Genomic DNA, 15,455 nt, shown 5'->3' on the forward strand with positions numbered 1-15,455 from the left:
CATTGAGCACCCTTGAGATCAAGGACCTGCACGTCGCGGTGAACACCGACGAGGGGCAGAAGGAACTGCTGCACGGGGTCAACCTGACCATCAAGTCCGACGAGACCCACGCGATCATGGGCCCGAACGGATCCGGCAAGTCCACGCTGTCCTACGCGATCGCCGGGCACCCGAAGTACGAAGTCACCTCCGGCTCGGTCACCCTGGACGGCGAGGACGTCCTCGAGATGAGCGTGGACGAGCGCGCCCGTGCCGGGCTGTTCCTCGCGATGCAGTACCCCGTCGAGGTTCCCGGCGTCTCCATGTCGAACTTCCTGCGCACCGCCGCGACCGCGGTCCGTGGCGAGGCCCCGAAGCTGCGCCACTGGGTCAAGGAGGTCAAGGAGTCGATGGGCGCGCTGGACATCGATCCGGCCTTCGCCGAGCGCAGCGTGAACGAGGGCTTCTCCGGCGGTGAGAAGAAGCGCCACGAGATCCTGCAGCTCGACCTGCTCAACCCGAAGTTCGCGATCCTGGACGAGACCGACTCCGGCCTCGACGTGGACGCGCTGCGCGTGGTCTCCGAAGGCGTGAACCGCTACCGCGAGGACGGTGGGCACGGCATCATGCTGATCACCCACTACACGCGGATCCTCAAGCACATCAAGCCGGACTTCGTGCACGTGTTCGCCGGCGGCAAGGTCGTCGAGTCCGGCGGCCCGGAGCTGGCCGACAAGCTCGAGGAAGAGGGCTACGTGGCCTACACCGGGAACAAGAAGGAAGCCGCCACGGTATGACCGCCATCGACGTCGCACGGGTACGCAAGGATTTCCCGATCCTCGCGCGCACCGTGCGCGACGAGAAACCCTTGGTGTACCTGGATTCGGGCGCTACCTCGCAGCGGCCGAACCAGGTCCTCGAGGCCGAGCGGGAGTACACCGAGCAGCACAACGCCGCCGTGCACCGGGGAGCGCACCAGCTCGCCGAGGAGGCCACCGATGCCTACGAGGACGCGCGCGCGAACATCGCCGCGTTCGTCGGGGCGAAGCCGGACGAGGTGGTGTACCTCAAGAACGCCACCGAGGGCATCAACCTGATCGCCTACGCGATGGGGAACGCCTCGACCTCCGGTCCGGAGGCGGAGCGGTTCGCGCTCGGTCCCGGTGACGAGATCGTGGTCACCGAGATGGAGCACCACGCGAACCTGGTGCCGTGGCAGCAGTTGTGCCAGCGGACCGGTGCCACGCTGCGCTGGTTCGGGGTCACCGGGGAAGGCAGGCTCGACCTCTCGAACATCGACGAGCTGGTCACCGAACGGACGAAGGTCCTCGCCTTCACCCACCAGTCGAACGTGCTCGGCACCGTCAACCCGGTACAGACGCTGGTGCGCAAGGCCCACGAGGTCGGCGCGCTGACCGTGCTCGATGCCTGCCAGTCGGTGCCGCACGGGGTTCATGGACAGAGCGGGGTGGACTTCGGCGCGCTCGGGGTGGATTTCGCGGTGTTCTCCGGGCACAAGATGCTCGGACCGTCCGGGGTCGGTGTGCTCTACGGGCGTTCCGAACTGCTCCAGGCGATGCCCCCGTTCCTCACCGGTGGCTCGATGATCGAGATGGTACGGATGGCCGGAAGCACGTTCGCGCCGCCGCCGCAGCGGTTCGAGGCGGGCAGCATGATGATCGCCCAGGCGGTCGGTCTCGGCGCGGCGGTGGACTATCTGAAGCTGCTCGGCATGGGTGCGATCGCCGAACACGAGCGGGAGCTCACCGCGGCGCTGTTGCGCGGTCTCGGAGAGATCCCCGGGGTCACCATCGTCGGGCCGGAGACCACCGAACAGCGCGGCGCGGTCGTGTCCTTCACCGTGGACGGGGTGCACCCGCACGATGTCGGTCAGGTGCTCGACTCCTACGGGGTCGCCGTCCGCGTCGGGCACCACTGCGCATGGCCGCTGCACCAGCGGTTCGGTATCCCGGCGACCGTGCGGGCCACGCCGTACTTGTACAACGAACTGTCCGAAGTGGACACGCTGTTCGAGGGTGTTCGCGCGGCGCAGGAATTCTTCAAGGTCTAGGCAGGTTGGTTGGTTCATGCAGCTGGACTCGATGTACCAGGAGATCATCCTCGACCACTACAAGCACCCGCACGCCCGCGGGCTGCGCGAGCCGTTCGACGGTGAGTCCTTCCAGGTCAATCCGACCTGCGGGGACGAGATAACCCTGCGCGTGCGGCTGGACGGCGAGCAGGTCGCCGATGTGTCCTACGATGGTCAGGGCTGCTCGATCTCCCAGGCTGCTGTCTCGGTGCTCACCGACCTGGTCATCGGCAGGCCCGCCAAGGACGCGCTGGCCACGATGGACGCCTTCGTGGAGCTCATGCAGGGCAGGGGCAAGGTCGAGCCGGACGAGGATGTGCTCGAGGACGCCATCGCGTTCGCCGGGGTAGCCAAGTACCCGGCGCGAGTGAAATGTGCCCTCCTCGGGTGGATGGCGTTCAAGGACGCGCTCGTGAAAGCTAACGCAGTCGACGCGGAAAAGTAGGTATACCGATGAGCGAGACGCAAACCGAAACCAGCCGTGACGGCCGCACCGCTGCGGACATGCCCGAGCCGGGCGATGCCGGGAACCAGGCCGCGCGGATCGACGAGATCGAAGAGGCCATGCGTGATGTGGTCGACCCGGAGCTCGGCATCAACGTGGTCGATCTCGGGCTGCTCTACGACGTGCACGTCGAGCCGGACAACAGCGTCACCCTCGACATGACGTTGACCTCGCCGGCCTGCCCGCTCACCGATGTCATCGAGGACCAGACCATGTCGGCCCTGACCGGTGGCCCGGGTGGCGGTGTCGTCGGCGAGGTCCGGATCAACTGGGTCTGGATGCCGCCCTGGGGCCCGGAGAAGATCACCGATGAAGGGCGCGAGCAGTTGCGCGCCCTTGGCTTCACCATCTGAGGCCGTCAAGCGTATTCCGGCGGCGTGTGCTGATCGCGGTCAGGCTCGTTCCATGTTCGCGGGAGCGAGCCGGGCCGCGATCGCGCGCATTCCGGCCACGAAATCCTCGGGTTTGGGCGCGCTTTCCGGGTCGAGTACGTAGTGCAGCATCAGGCCGTGGAACACCGCGAGGTAGACGTTGCCCGCGGTGCGGATGGTGTGTTCGTCCACGGATTCGGGTGAGACTCCCTCGAACGCGACGAGGTAGTCGATGATCGCGGGCCGGAAGGTGGCCAGGGCGACCTCACGGATCTCCTTGACGTGATCGACCTGCAGCATCATGTCCACGATCGCCTTGGTCATGGGCCGGTCACTAGTGAACGTCTCGACCACTTCCCGGAAGAAGGCGAGTAGCCGTTCCGCCGGGTCCTCGATCCCGGTGGTCGCTTCACGGGCCCGGGTGCGGGCGGCGAACCACTGTTCGGCGAGTGACTTCGCGGCTTCGTTGAGTAGATTTTGCGTGGAACCGAAGTGGTAACCGATCGCGGCGAGGCTGGTCCCGGCGACGGAAGTGATGTCTCTGGCGGTGGTGCGCGCGTACCCCTTCTCACGCAAGCACTGCAGCGCTCCGGTCATCAGGTCCTCGCGATTGCCCATGGGCGTGAGACTAGCGTGGTACTGAAACACGTGTCTTTGGGCAGCGCATTACCCGATCGGGTGTACTTGGCGGAAAGCTAACAGTTGTGACATTCGCGCGACCGCCGGTATATATCCGGATGGCATAGCCGGGTGGATTCGGCAGGTTCTCGGTCGCGGTGCCCGGCTCGGGAGCTCGTTCGAAGCAGCGGGTCCGTGCCATAGCCGGAACCTAGCGCCATCTGTCCACTGTGGATGGTCGGCGGGGTGGTGGCCGCGGTGCCGGGAAGCGAAACGTGCCGAGTGCCGCTACCGGCGTTATCTGCCCGGTCAGCGGAGATACGGAGAGTGCTGGTGTCCTGACCTGATCGGCTACCCGAACGGGTTGGTCGAGGCTGGACGCGCTGACAGAGCGCATCTCCGGATGTCCGGCCGGGAATCGCCGGTTTCGCGCGGGCAAACGGTTTGACCTGCCCGATTAGTCTCGACCGCTGTGAGCTTCAACGACTATGACGTGCTGGCCGAGGATTACGCGCGGCACAACGAGCGGAACGCGTACAACGCCTACTACGAGCGGCCCGCGACCCTCGCGCTCGCCGGGGATGTGCGCGGCCTCCGGGTGCTGGACGCGGGCTGTGGATCGGGGGCGCACGCCGAAGCGCTGTCGTCCGGGGGTGCGAGCGTGACCGGCATCGACTCGAGTGCGGGGATCCTGGCGCTCGCCAGGGAACGGCTCGGTGCGCAGGCGTTGCTGCTGCACGCTGATCTCGCAGAGCCGCTTCCGCTGCCGGACAATGGTTTCGACCTGGTCATCGCGCCACTGGTACTGCACTATCTGCGGGACTGGGAGCCGACGCTGCGGGAGTTCCACCGGGTGCTCGAGCCCGGGGGACGGCTGGTGTTCTCCACCCATCACCCCACGATGGACTTCGCGGAGTCCAGCGGCGAGGACTACTTCGCGACCTATGCCTCCACCGAGGACTGGCCCGCGGGGGACCGAATGGTGACGATGCGGTTCTGGCACCGCCCGCTCACCGCGATGACCGAGGCCCTGCGGGTTTCCGGGTTCGCGATCGAGCGGCTCACCGAACCGGCCCCGGTGCCCGAGTGCCGGGAGCTGTTCCCCGAGGAATACCGGACCATCAGTACGAAGCCGCGGTTCCTCTTCTTCGCCACGAGGGCGGTCAGGTCTGGCGATTGAACCGGCGCATCGTGAGTGGGCCGAAGACTGCGAGCGGCCCGGCGGCTTCGGTCGCGAGTTCGCTCATGGGGCGGATGATGCGGGCGGTATCCGACAAAACGCCTACGATTCCTTAGCCTCCGCTGCGGGTAAGGTCGCATCCGATGAATGAGCAGCGGGAGAGCCGCAATGTGACCGCCCCGGCGCGCGATCTGGCCGCAGATCCTTTCCGCGTCGACCGCGACCGGGTGGCTTCCTCGCCGTACTTCTCCCGGCTCGGCGGGGTGACCCAGGTGGTGAGCCCGGGTGGTTCGGGCCTGCTGCTGCACAACCGGCTGACGCACAGTCTGCGGGTCGCGCAGATCGCGCGGGTGATCGCGGAGCGGCTGTGCGCGGACGAATCGGCGGCGGCTCTGGCCGCTCAGCTCGGTGGCTGTGACCCGGACGTCGCCGAGGCGGCCGCGCTGGCGCACGATCTCGGGCACGCCCCGTTCGGGCATCTCGGCGAGGAGGTGCTCGACCGGATGGCCCGCGACCGGTTCGGGCTACCGGACGGCTTCGAGGGCAATGCCCAGTCTTTCCGGATCATCACCAGTATCGACACCACGGGCCCGATCGCTGCCGGGCTGGATCTGACCGCGGCGACCAGGGCCGCGGTGCTGAAGTATCCGTGGAGCAGGCGCTCGGATCCGCAGCCGCATCCGAGCACGATGCGCCCGCTTCCGCGCGGTGCGGCGGCACCGGACAGCGCGGGCTCGGCGAAGTTCGGTGCCTATGTCACCGAGCTCGAGGACATGCGCACCGCGCGGGCGCCGTTCGCGAAGCTGATCGAGCCCTGGAGACAGACCGTCGAGGCTTCGGTGATGGACACCGCCGATGACATCGCGAACGCCATCAACGATGTCGAGGACTTCTACCGGATCGGGGTGCTGCAGCACACCAGCGTCTCGGCGGAGTTGTCCGGATGGCTCTCCGGGGCGGAGCAGTTCGCGGCGCTGCCCGCCGAGGCACTGGAGCCACCGGGGGTCCGCCCGGGCAGCGCGCTCGAGGCACTGCGCAGGCGGCTGCACGCGAAGGACTCCTGGGCGGTGGACGACGAGGCATTCGCCGCCGCGGTGGGCCGGGTACGGACCGAGCTGGTCGACGGCCTGCTCACCAGCCCGTTCGACGGATCGACCGGGGCCGAGCAGGCGGTGGCGCGGTTCTTCAGCACCTGGGCCGCCCGGCTCGTGGACGGGGTGCGGCTCGTGGCGCGGCCGCCGGTGCGCTCCGGGCACGTGCTCTTCGATGCCGAACCCTGGCACGAGGCACAGGTGCTGAAGTTCGTGCACGAGCGGTTCGTGTTGCGGCGCGCGGATTTCGCGATGCACCAGCGCGGTCAGGCTCGGCTGCTGACCACCCTGGTCGAGGAGCTCACCGCGTGGCTCACCGACCGGCACGAGGTCGACCGGTTGCCCGCACGGCTGCGTGATCTCGTGGAGCTCGCCGCGGGGGAGTACGCCACGATCGCCAAGGAGGCGCCCGAACTGCTCATGAGCACCACCAGGGAACGTTCCGAGGTGCCCGGGGCGGTGCGCGAACTCGCCAGGGGGCGCGCCGTGCTCGACTACGTGGCCTCGGTGACCGATTCACAGGCAGTGGCGCTGCTGGACGCGATCACCGGGCGCACCGGAACCCCGTGGACCGAGACCCTCGTGCTCTAGCGAGAAGGGCTCACCAATCCCAGCGCACGCCGAACTCCCCGGCGCCGAAGTCCATCGCGAGGGTGTGCACCCCGCCGTCCTCGTCCACCGCCAGATTGCGGGTACGGCGCACGAAATCCTCGTGCTGCACGCTGTACTGCTGGCACCGCGCGGGAACGGCACCCGGATCGAACCGGACCTCGAGCAAGTACTCCCGGCACGGGGTACGGAACTTCCGCGCGACGTGGTCCACCGGTTCGGAGAGGGTCCGGTCCGCGCCGGGATTGCGCAGCTCGTATTCGAACAGCAGGGTCTCGCCGCGGCGCAGCGGGCGGGCGAACACCAGCTCCACGCAGAACAGGCTGGTGTCCTCATGGGTGCGCACCGCGCCGATGCTGCAGTTGCGCACATGGGTGATCTCCGGCCGGGGCCGTTCGAGCCCGCGCACATCCTCGCCCCAGTCGTAGACGAGCAGCCAGCGATCCGGGCCGTCGTGCTCGGCGCGCATGACCTGACGGGAGAAGTGCGAGCGCATCACCCGGTTGGCGCCGATGGTGGCGTAGTCGTACTGGGAGAGCCTGCGCAGCTGCAGATCGGTGGTCGTGTCGAAGTCGGAGAGCAGCTGGCTCACCGTGGAACGCGATCCCCAGAACGACTCGATCGTGGGCAGTCCGTCCTGGCCACGCCTTCCCCGCGGACGCGGCGGCCCGAGCAGCGCGGAGAGCGCCCCGGGGGCCAGGTCGAGCACCGCCTCGAGATGGGCGAGCGCATCCAGGGAGGTCGGGCGTTCCGGACGCCGCCGTCCCGACTGCCAGTAGCTGAGTGTGGCCACACTGACCCGTACACCACGACGGCGCAGCCGATACTGCACCCGGTCCAGGCTCAGCCCGCTCGCGGCGATCGCGGCGCGCAGGGCGTCCGGGAACGGTCCGCGTTCGAGCAGTTCGTGGAGCTTACCGGCCTCGTGAGCCGATTGGTCGATAGCGTTAACGCCATCCATGCCGTGGATGCCGGGTCGCGGCACCGCCGTTGTCATGCTGACTCCCCGCTGTCGCGGTCGTAGTACGCATCGAGTATTTACCCACACGGACCCCGATTCGGGTACCTACGATCGAAGGGTGCGACACACGTGACGGGCGCCTGTTTGGTCCCGGTGAGGCGAGGACATACGGTGTCGCCGTGTCTCGCGATCCCCGCAGCTTCGCGTCAGCCGAGGCGCCCCCAGTGCCGGTGCAGCGCGGTGACGGCGCCGTGGAGGCACCCGCGGACGCGGTCCTGGCACTCACGATCGCGGAGCTGGGGGAGCGGCCGAACCGGATCGGGCGGCTCGACGAGTCCGGAGAACACGGCTCCTACGGCAGCCTCGACGCGGTGCACTGCGCCGAGGACGTCTTTCCCCGGCGCGCCGCGGACGGAACGCTTCCCGGTTTCCTGCGCGCCACGCTGACCGCACTGCGCCCCGGCGGGGTGCTCGTTGCCGCGGTGCCCGTCTTCCGCGAACCGCGCCCGGTCACGGCACCGCCGCGGGTACTGCGCCATGACGGTGGCCGCGAGCTGATCACCTCGATGTGGGAGTGGTCCGCGGACGGCAGCTCGTACAGTATCGATGTGCTGCGGCTGCGCAAGACCGGTGGCCGCTGGGTGCTTGTGGACACGGCGACCACGGTGCACCGGGTGCTTCCCGCCGAACAAGTGCGTTCGCTGCTCGCCGAGGCGGGGTTCACGAAGGTGCGCGTCTCGGGGCCCGCGCAGACCGGTCACCCCGTGCCGTTGTGGCTCGGCGTCCGGCCGTGAACGGGAGACGGATCAGGGTGGCGCGCCCGCGGGTGCGTGGCTGGTTCGAGCGGTTCACGGCGGGCCATGGGGCGCGGAAAGCACCTCGATCACCGCGCGCAGCGTGCGGGTGACCGCCGTGGACGGCAGCTATGCGCAGATACCGGTGCCCTACGGCCCGTTCGGGCAGGCGGAGCGGACCGAACCCGGACTGGAGCTCGGCCCGCTGCTCGCGCACCTGGAACGGCCGCGCCGGATCGGCCTGGCTCTGGTGCGCAGCCGCGCGCACAGTCTCGGGATCGCCGAGGACGGGATCGTGCGGCGATCCTCCACCGACCGGCAGGCCAGGGCCTCGCTGCGCGCGGCCGCCGAGGACATCCGCCGCGTGCTGGTCCCCGAACTGGACCGGCTGGACGCCGTAGTCCTCGCCGGGGACGAGAGCCTGCGCTGGCCGAACCGTGGCGGCCGCAGATCGGCGAACCGCGGCGGGAACTGCTCGACGAGGTCGCCCGGGCGGCGACCGGGGTGGAGATCCTGATTCATGAGACCGCTCACCCGAGCGATAAATCCGTTGCCCCCGGCACGTAAACTGAACTCGTGATTCTGGTGGAATTCGGGCCCTGCGCCCGCTCGATGGTCTGGGTCGAATAGCCGGCTGACCCGTATCCGGGGAGAAGCCTGCCCACTGACCTGACCATTTTCCGGGAGTTTTCACCATGATTTCGGCAACCGAGCTCGAACTGCGCGCGGGCTCACGCATCCTCGTCTCCGGCGCGAACCTGCGGGTGCAGCCCGGCGACCGCATCGGCCTCGTCGGGCGCAACGGCGCGGGCAAGACCACCACGCTGCGCGTACTCGCCGGGGAGGGCGAACCCTATTCGGGATCCGTGGTCCCCACGGCGGAACTCGGCTACCTTCCCCAGGACCCGCGCGAGGGCAACCTGGAGACCTCGGCGAAGGACCGGGTGCTCTCCGCGCGCGGGCTCGACGAACTGCTGCGCCGGATGGAGAAGGCGCAGACCGAGATGGCCGAGCTCGCCGACGATTCCGCACGGGACAAGGCGATCGTCCGCTACGGCAAGCTCGAAGAGCGGTTCGCCTCGCTCGGCGGATACGCCGCGGAGAGCGAAGCCGCCCGGATCTGCGCGAACCTCGGCCTCGAGGACCGCATCCTCCCGCAGCCCTTGCGCACCCTCTCCGGTGGGCAGCGGCGCCGGGTCGAGCTTGCGCGCATCCTGTTCGCCGCCGCCCAGGCCGGGGCCAGCGGGCGATCGAGCACCACACTGCTGCTCGACGAGCCGACCAACCACCTCGACGCGGACTCGATCTCCTGGCTGCGCGGTTTCCTCAAGCAGCACGACGGCGGACTGGTGGTGATCAGCCACGATGTCGAACTGCTCGGCGATGTGGTGAACAAGGTGTGGTTCCTCGACGCCCAGCGCGGCGAGGTGGACCTCTACAACATGGGCTGGCAACGCTATCTCGACGCGCGCGCCACCGATGAGAAACGCCGCCGCCGGGAGCGGGCGAACGCCGAGAAGAAGGCCACGGCCTTGCAAGCGCAGGCGGCGAAACTCGGCGCGAAGGCCACCAAGGCGGTCGCGGCCAAGAACATGGCCCGCCGTGCCGAGGAGATGCTGTCCAACCTGGATGAGGAACGCGTCAGCGACAAAGTCGCGAAGATCAGCTTCCCGGAACCGGCCGCATGCGGGAAAACCCCGTTGCAGGCGGAGAACCTGTCCAAGTCCTATGGCTCGCTGGAGATCTTCACCGGGGTGGACCTCGCCATCGATCGCGGTTCACGGGTCGTGGTGCTCGGGCTCAACGGCGCGGGCAAGACCACCCTGCTGCGGCTGATCGGCGGGATGGAGAAGTCCGACTCGGGTTCCCTTGTTCCCGGGCACGGCCTGCGGATCGGGTACTACGCCCAGGAACACGAGACGCTCGACCACGCCGCGAGCGTGTGGGAGAACATCCGTCACCTCGCCCCGGACATCGACGCGCAGCGGCTGCGTACCCTGCTCGGCACCTTCCTGTTCACCGGCGAGCAGCTCGAACAACCGGCGGGCACGCTTTCCGGCGGGGAGAAAACCAGGCTGGCGCTCGCCGGACTGGTGTCCAGCCAGGCGAACGTGCTGCTGCTCGACGAGCCGACGAACAACCTGGATCCGGCCTCTCGCGAGCAGGTGCTCTCCGCGCTGCGCTCCTACGCGGGTGCGGTCGTGCTGGTCACGCACGACCCGGGCGCCGTGGACGCGCTCGAACCCGAACGGGTGATTTTGTTGCCGGATGGCACCGAGGACTTCTGGTCGGACGAGTACCGCGAGCTCATCGAACTCGCCTAGATACTGAACCGGTACTCCGGCCGTGCGACGGCGTGTGGCCGGCTGTGCCAACATGGGGCTCCGCGACACGTCGACGGACGGAGTAGTCATGACCGAGGAACGGTCACCAGACCATTCGGCTGGGATCGATTCGAGGACGCGCGATGTTGCGCGGGCCCATGACTACTACCTGAGTGGCGGCGCGAACTTCAAGGCGGACCGGGAACTCGCGCAGCGGGTGTTGCAGGTCCTCCCGGAGGGCCGGGCCGCGGCCGAGGAACCGGGATTGTCTGTGGCGTGCGGCGCGGTTCGCGGCGGAGCAGGGGGTTCGGCAGTTGCTGGATCTGGGCGCCGGTATTCCGAATGTGGATCCGACGCATGAGATACGCCCGCCGAAGGCTGGAGGATGACGGGAATTCCCTTGTCGTGCAGGCGGAACTCCAAGACGTCGACACGGTTCCGGCACTGGCCGGGGCATTGCTGGACTCCGATGAACCGATACGTGCAGGCCACCGTGCCGGGCAGCTGCCTGATCGCCTCGCACGGCACCGTGGAAGGCGTGGGCGCCGACCGGGTCCGGAAAGTGGCCGTCGGGTATCAGGGCAGGACCAACTATTCGGCATACGTGGGCACCAAGGAGGAGCTCGCCGCGATCCTGGCGCCCCACGACCTCGTGGAACCGGGGGATCACGTGGACGGCGCAGTGGCCCCCGGAGGACAACCGGGACGTTCCCGGGGACGCCGATCACCTCGCCATCTACGCCGCTGTAGGCAGGAAGTCGTGACCAGATGAACGAGCAGGACATCGACACCACGACGCCGAACGTGGCGCGGGTCTACGACTACTACCTCGGTGGCGGCGCGAACTTCGAGGCCGACCGGGAATTCGCGAACACGATGCTCGCGATCCTGCCCGAGGCTCGGATCGCGGCCATCGCCAACCGCCGGTTCCAGGGCCGCGCGGTGCGGTTCGCCGCGCAACAGGGGGTCCGGCAGTTCCTGGATCTGGGCGCCGGTATCCCGACGGCGCACCCGACCCACGAGGTGGCCCGCGTGGTGCACCCGGACGCGAAGATCGTATACGTGGACAGTGAACCGATCGCGGCCGCCCACGGCGTGCGAAAGCTGGCCGGGGACGAGCGGGCCGTATCCGTGCGGGCCCGGTTGCAGGACGTGGACGAGGTGATCGAGAAGGCCGGGGAACTGCTCGATTTCACCGAACCGGTCACGGTGATGGCCTTGGCGATCCTGCATTTCGTCCCGGATGAGGAGGACCCGGACGGGATCCTCGCCCGGTACGCCGCGGCCACGGTTCCGGGAAGCCACGTGATCGTCTCGCACGCCACCGCCGAGGGAACAGCGGGGATGCGGACGGCAGCGGTGGCCGCGCGGTACACGGCCTCGGCGAACCGTTCCGGGCATCTGCGGAGCAAGGAACGCTTCACCGCGATGCTGGGGCCCTATGAACTGGTGGAGCCCGGCGTGGTGTGGACCAAGCAGTGGCGCCCCGATGATCCGGTGGAAGCCGAGGATCCGGAAGCGTCCGCGATGTACGCCGCGGTCGGCAGGAAGCGCTGAGCACCGGGGCCTACGCGGCAGTCCCCGCGCGGGACCGACCGGCCCGCAGCGCCGAGGGCACGGCGAGGAGCAGGGCGAGGGCGCCGGCGATCCCGGCGAGCGCCATCCCGCCGGATTCGCTCAGTGAACCGAGCACCGCGACCCCGATCGCGCTGCCGAACTGCCTGCTGGCGTTGAGCGCCCCGGAGGCGAGCCCGGCGCGCTCCGCGGGGACCGAGCCGATCGCGGTCGCGGTGGCCGCGGGCATCGTGAACGAGACGCCGAACCCGAGCAGCACCATGCCGGGCAGCAGGGCCGGGTACGGGGCGTGCGCGGTCGCGGCGAGCCATCCGGCGCCGAGGGCGGCGAGAGAAACCCCGGTGCACAGCACCGGTTTCGTGCCGAACCGCACCATGGCCCGGCCGGAGAACGCGGAGCCGAACAAGGTGATCGCCGCGAGCGGAGCGACCCCGAGACCGGCGAGCAGCGGAGGCAGATTCCTGGTGTGCTGCAAGAAGAACGTCAGCACGAACAGGATCCCGTAGAGCCCGGTGTTGATCGCGCAACCCACCAGCAGCGAGTGCCGGAGGCCGGGGTGACCCAGCAGCGGGAGCGGGAACATCGGTGTGCGCACCCGGCGTTCCACCAGGCCGAACACCGCGAACCCCGCGAGGCCGAGCGCGATCGGGCCGAGGGTGAGCGGATCCGCCCAGCCGTGTTTTCCGTTGATCAGCCCGAAAACGAGCACGGCCGAGGCCAGTACCAGGGTCAGCTGGCCGGTCAGGTCGAAGCCGACCCCGGCGCGCGGGGCCGGTGCGGGAATGGTTCGGATCGTCAGCAGCGCGGCGATCAGGCAGATCGGGATGTTGATCAGGAAGATCGGCCGCCAGCCGAGTGTCCCGGTGAGCACGCCACCGGCCAGCGGTCCGGTGCTGGCCGCGATCCCGCCGACCGCGCCCCAGATGCCGATCGCGCGGGCGCGCCTGGTGGCATCGGGGAAGCTCGCCGCGATCAACGAGAGGGAGCTGGGCAGCGCGAAGGCCGAGGCGATGCCCTGCAGCACGCGGGCGAGGTTGAGCACCGTGACATCGGTGGCGAGACCGCAGCCGGCCGAGGCGACGGCGAACAGCAGCAGCCCGGTGAGGAACACCCGGCGCGCGCCGAACCGGTCGGCCAGGCTTCCCCCGGTGAGCAGCAGGCAGGCGAACACCAGGGTGTAGCCGTCCAGAACCCATTGCAGCGCACCGAGTCCCGCGTGCAGCTGCGCCCCGATGGTGGGATTCGCGGTGTTGACGATCGTGGCGTCCATGATGACCACGAAAAAGCCGAGGCTGAGGGTGAGCAGCCGGGCGTTGAGCACCCGTCCCTGTCGTCCGGCCGATCGCTGTGTGGTGACCCCTTGCATGCGATCGACGCTAGGGCCACGGATATTCGGGTACGGCCGAAATGTGCTCAGCCGGTGGTGAGCGCGTTCACATCGATGCCGAAATGCTCGGCGAACGCCCGCCTGCCCGGTTCGGTGACGCCGATCGCCCGCCGGATACCGCGCACATCCCGGACGATCCAGCCCCGGTCCTCGCAGGTGCGCAGCAGTACCGCGCCGAAGGTACCGGCGAGGTGGTGGCGCTGTTCGGTCCAGTCGACGCAGTAACCGACGGTGCGCCTTCCGGTCATCGGCAGTTCGGTGCCGAGCTCGGTGAGCAGGGTGTGCGCGGTGCCGGTGAGCCGGTATTCGAGCACCCGCCCCGGCGCGGAGAGCCGGTCGCCGTCGCCCTCGTGGTGCCTGCCGTCCCCGCCCACGATCGCCTGCCGGTCGAGCAGCGAGCGCATCAGGGCGACCCCGAGGTGCCCGCCGATGTGGTCGTAGCAGCTGCGCGCGAACCGCAGCGCGGCCGCCCGAGTGCCCGCGCGCAGCGAGCGCACCGGGCGCGGCGGGGCGAGCCGGGCGAGCTGTTCGAGTACCTCGGCCACCGCCGCGGAGGCCAGCTCGTAGTAGCGGTGCCTGCCTTCCTTACGGGTGTGCAGCAGGCCACCGTCCACGAGCCTGCCGAGATGCTCGCTCGCGGTCGACGCGGCGATCCCCGCCTCGCTGGCGAGCATCGACATCGGCAGCGCGCGCCCGTCGACGAGCGCGAGCAGCATCGCGGCGCGTGCCGGGTGGCCGATGAGCTCCGCGGGTACCGCGAAGTCGGCCTCACCACCGAGTCTGGTCGCCAGTCGTGGGTCCGTCATACGGTCACCGTACGGCGCCCTCGTTTCGGTCCGGACCGAAACGAGGCAGGACGCGTCTGGGTAGGCCGAACTGCGCCAACCGGGTGAGCGATATGGCCATCGGAGGCGGATTTCCCAGTTTCGCCTGGCGTGATCTAGGTCATTGTTCGATCATGTCTGCTGACGGGAACAAGCCGCGACCTTCTGGAGGCGGGGAAAAGTGGCTGAACTGAAAAAGGGTGCCCGTATCACCGGCAATCACCGAACCAAGCTTGCCACCGACCTGAAGAAAAAGTACGAAAAGGGGGCGAGCATCCGGGTGCTCGCCGCCTCGACCGGACGCTCCTACGGGTTCGTGCACCGGGTGCTCTGCGAGTCCGGTGCACAGCTGCGTGGGCGCGGCGGTGCCACGAAGACCAGGACCGGGCGGGCCAAGCAGGCCTAGACCGCGCCTAGTCGGTCTCTTCCTCCTCTTCGTCCGCGTCGTCGTCCTCGGTGCGGACCGAATACACGCCGTCCACCTCGGACAGCGAGCTGACCAGTTCGTGTACCGGCGTGGTCCCGGTGACCCGGATCCGCACGTCCACCCCTCCGGTGAGCGGGTCCTCGTCCCGGCGCGTGCTCAGATCACCGATGGTGAACCCGGCACCGGTCGCGATGCCGAGCACCACGCGCAGCACACCTCTGCTGTCGGCGTAGCGCACCCGGACCACGGTGCTCGACGGGCGGGCCTTCATCAGTATCCGCACCATCGGCGGATAGCCGTACACCACGAGGAAGTGCGCCCCGGTGACCACGGCGGCCAGCAGCGGCAGCCCGGCGGCCGAGGCGCAGCCGACGGCGGCGGACACCCAGACCACGGCGGCGGTGGTGAGCCCCCGCACCACATCGCGGCGGACGAAGATCAGCCCGCCGCCGATGAAGCCGATGCCGGACACGATCTGCGCGGCCACCCGGGACGGGTCGAGCACGACGCGCCCCTCGGCGAGCACATCGGCGAATCCGTACTTGGAGAACAGCACGAACAGCGCGGAACCCAGTCCGACGAGGGTGTGTGTGCGCAGCCCGGCGCTCTTCTGCTTGATCTGGCGCTCGAGGCCGATCAGCGAACACAGCACGAGCGCTATCAGCAGCTCGAGGATCTGGGTCCAGCCCTGACCGGTCGGTTCGAACAGCGTCATGTG

At 68.8% G+C, this 15,455-nt stretch carries 17 protein-coding genes and 1 pseudogene; 13 read left to right on the forward strand and 5 right to left on the reverse strand.

Going from position 1 to position 15,455, the window contains the following annotated elements:
* The first annotated feature begins 2 nt into the window (after positions 1 to 2).
* From sufC to A37U_RS0116385, 4 genes are read left to right on the forward strand one after another with little or no spacing between them, the layout of a single operon-like run.
* Complete coding sequence (sufC, locus tag A37U_RS0116370; RefSeq protein WP_020497734.1) at positions 3 to 776, forward strand: Fe-S cluster assembly ATPase SufC; 774 nt, start codon at positions 3 to 5, stop codon at positions 774 to 776.
* Positions 773 to 2,050 (forward strand): cysteine desulfurase, encoded by a 1,278-nt coding sequence (locus tag A37U_RS0116375; protein WP_020497735.1) that lies wholly within the window; start codon positions 773 to 775, stop codon positions 2,048 to 2,050. The genes sufC and A37U_RS0116375 overlap by 4 nt, the downstream gene beginning before the upstream one ends.
* A gap of 16 nt (positions 2,051 to 2,066) precedes the next feature.
* Positions 2,067 to 2,516, forward strand: a complete 450-nt coding sequence (gene sufU / locus A37U_RS0116380; RefSeq protein ID WP_020497736.1) for a Fe-S cluster assembly sulfur transfer protein SufU — start codon at positions 2,067 to 2,069, stop codon at positions 2,514 to 2,516.
* Between the two features lie 8 nt (positions 2,517 to 2,524).
* Positions 2,525 to 2,929: a metal-sulfur cluster assembly factor gene (locus A37U_RS0116385; protein WP_020497737.1), complete on the forward strand. Its 405-nt coding sequence runs from the start codon at positions 2,525 to 2,527 to the stop codon at positions 2,927 to 2,929.
* Positions 2,930 to 2,968: 39 nt separating this feature from the next.
* Here the strand turns inward: A37U_RS0116385 and A37U_RS0116390 are convergent, their stop codons facing one another.
* On the reverse strand, positions 2,969 to 3,565 hold the full coding sequence (locus A37U_RS0116390; protein WP_020497738.1) for a TetR/AcrR family transcriptional regulator: 597 nt from the start codon (positions 3,563 to 3,565) through the stop codon (positions 2,969 to 2,971).
* Between the two features lie 472 nt (positions 3,566 to 4,037).
* On the opposite strand from A37U_RS0116390, the gene A37U_RS0116395 reads away from it, so the two are divergent.
* Complete coding sequence (locus A37U_RS0116395; RefSeq protein ID WP_020497739.1) at positions 4,038 to 4,745, forward strand: class I SAM-dependent methyltransferase; 708 nt, start codon at positions 4,038 to 4,040, stop codon at positions 4,743 to 4,745.
* Positions 4,746 to 4,888: 143 nt separating this feature from the next.
* The gene (locus A37U_RS0116405) at positions 4,889 to 6,427 is read left to right on the forward strand and encodes a deoxyguanosinetriphosphate triphosphohydrolase family protein (protein ID WP_020497741.1); all 1,539 of its coding nucleotides are present in this window, start codon (positions 4,889 to 4,891) and stop codon (positions 6,425 to 6,427) included.
* Positions 6,428 to 6,437: 10 nt separating this feature from the next.
* On the opposite strand, the gene A37U_RS0116410 is transcribed toward A37U_RS0116405, so the two are convergent.
* Positions 6,438 to 7,442, reverse strand: coding sequence for a helix-turn-helix domain-containing protein (locus tag A37U_RS0116410; protein WP_020497742.1), 1,005 nt, complete (start codon positions 7,440 to 7,442; stop codon positions 6,438 to 6,440).
* A 143-nt stretch (positions 7,443 to 7,585) separates the two neighbouring features.
* Between A37U_RS0116410 and A37U_RS44030 the strand changes: the two genes are divergently transcribed.
* From A37U_RS44030 to A37U_RS0116435, 6 genes and pseudogenes are all read left to right on the forward strand, one after another.
* Positions 7,586 to 8,200 carry a hypothetical protein gene (locus tag A37U_RS44030; RefSeq protein WP_157182868.1) on the forward strand — a complete coding sequence of 205 codons (615 nt, stop codon included), beginning with the start codon at positions 7,586 to 7,588 and terminating at the stop codon, positions 8,198 to 8,200.
* A gap of 103 nt (positions 8,201 to 8,303) precedes the next feature.
* The gene (locus A37U_RS44035) at positions 8,304 to 8,717 is read left to right on the forward strand and encodes a hypothetical protein (protein ID WP_157182869.1); all 414 of its coding nucleotides are present in this window, start codon (positions 8,304 to 8,306) and stop codon (positions 8,715 to 8,717) included.
* Between the two features lie 178 nt (positions 8,718 to 8,895).
* On the forward strand, positions 8,896 to 10,524 hold the full coding sequence (locus A37U_RS0116425) for an ABC-F family ATP-binding cassette domain-containing protein (protein WP_020497744.1): 1,629 nt from the start codon (positions 8,896 to 8,898) through the stop codon (positions 10,522 to 10,524).
* 88 nt (positions 10,525 to 10,612) lie between these two features.
* Positions 10,613 to 10,913 (forward strand): annotated as a pseudogene (locus tag A37U_RS54890) (SAM-dependent methyltransferase).
* Between the two features lie 80 nt (positions 10,914 to 10,993).
* Complete coding sequence (locus tag A37U_RS0116430) at positions 10,994 to 11,296, forward strand: class I SAM-dependent methyltransferase (protein WP_020497745.1); 303 nt, start codon at positions 10,994 to 10,996, stop codon at positions 11,294 to 11,296.
* Positions 11,293 to 12,081, forward strand: a complete 789-nt coding sequence (locus tag A37U_RS0116435; RefSeq protein ID WP_020497746.1) for an SAM-dependent methyltransferase — start codon at positions 11,293 to 11,295, stop codon at positions 12,079 to 12,081. The genes A37U_RS0116430 and A37U_RS0116435 overlap by 4 nt, the downstream gene beginning before the upstream one ends.
* Before the next feature lie 10 nt (positions 12,082 to 12,091).
* On the opposite strand, the gene A37U_RS0116440 is transcribed toward A37U_RS0116435, so the two are convergent.
* Both A37U_RS0116440 and A37U_RS0116445 read right to left on the reverse strand, forming a co-directional pair.
* Positions 12,092 to 13,465, reverse strand: coding sequence for an MFS transporter (locus A37U_RS0116440; protein ID WP_051111656.1), 1,374 nt, complete (start codon positions 13,463 to 13,465; stop codon positions 12,092 to 12,094).
* Positions 13,466 to 13,512: 47 nt separating this feature from the next.
* Positions 13,513 to 14,292: an ArsR/SmtB family transcription factor gene (locus tag A37U_RS0116445; RefSeq protein ID WP_020497748.1), complete on the reverse strand. Its 780-nt coding sequence runs from the start codon at positions 14,290 to 14,292 to the stop codon at positions 13,513 to 13,515.
* Between the two features lie 199 nt (positions 14,293 to 14,491).
* Here A37U_RS0116445 and A37U_RS0116450 point away from each other — a divergent pair, with 199 nt between their 5' ends.
* Complete coding sequence (locus A37U_RS0116450) at positions 14,492 to 14,716, forward strand: helix-turn-helix domain-containing protein (protein WP_020497749.1); 225 nt, start codon at positions 14,492 to 14,494, stop codon at positions 14,714 to 14,716.
* Positions 14,717 to 14,723: 7 nt separating this feature from the next.
* On the opposite strand, the gene A37U_RS0116455 is transcribed toward A37U_RS0116450, so the two are convergent.
* Positions 14,724 to 15,452, reverse strand: coding sequence for an MgtC/SapB family protein (locus A37U_RS0116455; RefSeq protein ID WP_020497750.1), 729 nt, complete (start codon positions 15,450 to 15,452; stop codon positions 14,724 to 14,726).
* Positions 15,453 to 15,455 lie beyond the last annotated feature (3 nt).

It is taken from the genome of Sciscionella marina DSM 45152 (assembly GCF_000379465.1).
GTDB classification, from domain to species: domain Bacteria; phylum Actinomycetota; class Actinomycetes; order Mycobacteriales; family Pseudonocardiaceae; genus Sciscionella; species Sciscionella marina.

Excerpts from the sequence above, each read along its gene's own strand:
- A37U_RS0116375 (WP_020497735.1), top strand. The coding sequence starts at position 773 with ATGACCGCCATCGACGTCGCACGGGTACGCAAGGATTTCCCGATCCTC.
- sufU (WP_020497736.1), top strand. The coding sequence starts at position 2,067 with ATGCAGCTGGACTCGATGTACCAGGAGATCATCCTCGACCACTACAAG.
- A37U_RS0116385 (WP_020497737.1), top strand. The coding sequence starts at position 2,525 with ATGAGCGAGACGCAAACCGAAACCAGCCGTGACGGCCGCACCGCTGCG.
- A37U_RS0116390 (WP_020497738.1), bottom strand. The coding sequence starts at position 3,565 with ATGGGCAATCGCGAGGACCTGATGACCGGAGCGCTGCAGTGCTTGCGT.
- A37U_RS0116405 (WP_020497741.1), top strand. The coding sequence starts at position 4,889 with ATGAATGAGCAGCGGGAGAGCCGCAATGTGACCGCCCCGGCGCGCGAT.
- A37U_RS0116410 (WP_020497742.1), bottom strand. The coding sequence starts at position 7,442 with ATGACAACGGCGGTGCCGCGACCCGGCATCCACGGCATGGATGGCGTT.
- A37U_RS0116425 (WP_020497744.1), top strand. The coding sequence starts at position 8,896 with ATGATTTCGGCAACCGAGCTCGAACTGCGCGCGGGCTCACGCATCCTC.
- A37U_RS0116430 (WP_020497745.1), top strand. The coding sequence starts at position 10,994 with ATGAACCGATACGTGCAGGCCACCGTGCCGGGCAGCTGCCTGATCGCC.
- A37U_RS0116435 (WP_020497746.1), top strand. The coding sequence starts at position 11,293 with ATGAACGAGCAGGACATCGACACCACGACGCCGAACGTGGCGCGGGTC.
- A37U_RS0116440 (WP_051111656.1), bottom strand. The coding sequence starts at position 13,465 with ATGCAAGGGGTCACCACACAGCGATCGGCCGGACGACAGGGACGGGTG.
- A37U_RS0116445 (WP_020497748.1), bottom strand. The coding sequence starts at position 14,292 with ATGACGGACCCACGACTGGCGACCAGACTCGGTGGTGAGGCCGACTTC.
- A37U_RS0116455 (WP_020497750.1), bottom strand. The coding sequence starts at position 15,452 with ATGACGCTGTTCGAACCGACCGGTCAGGGCTGGACCCAGATCCTCGAG.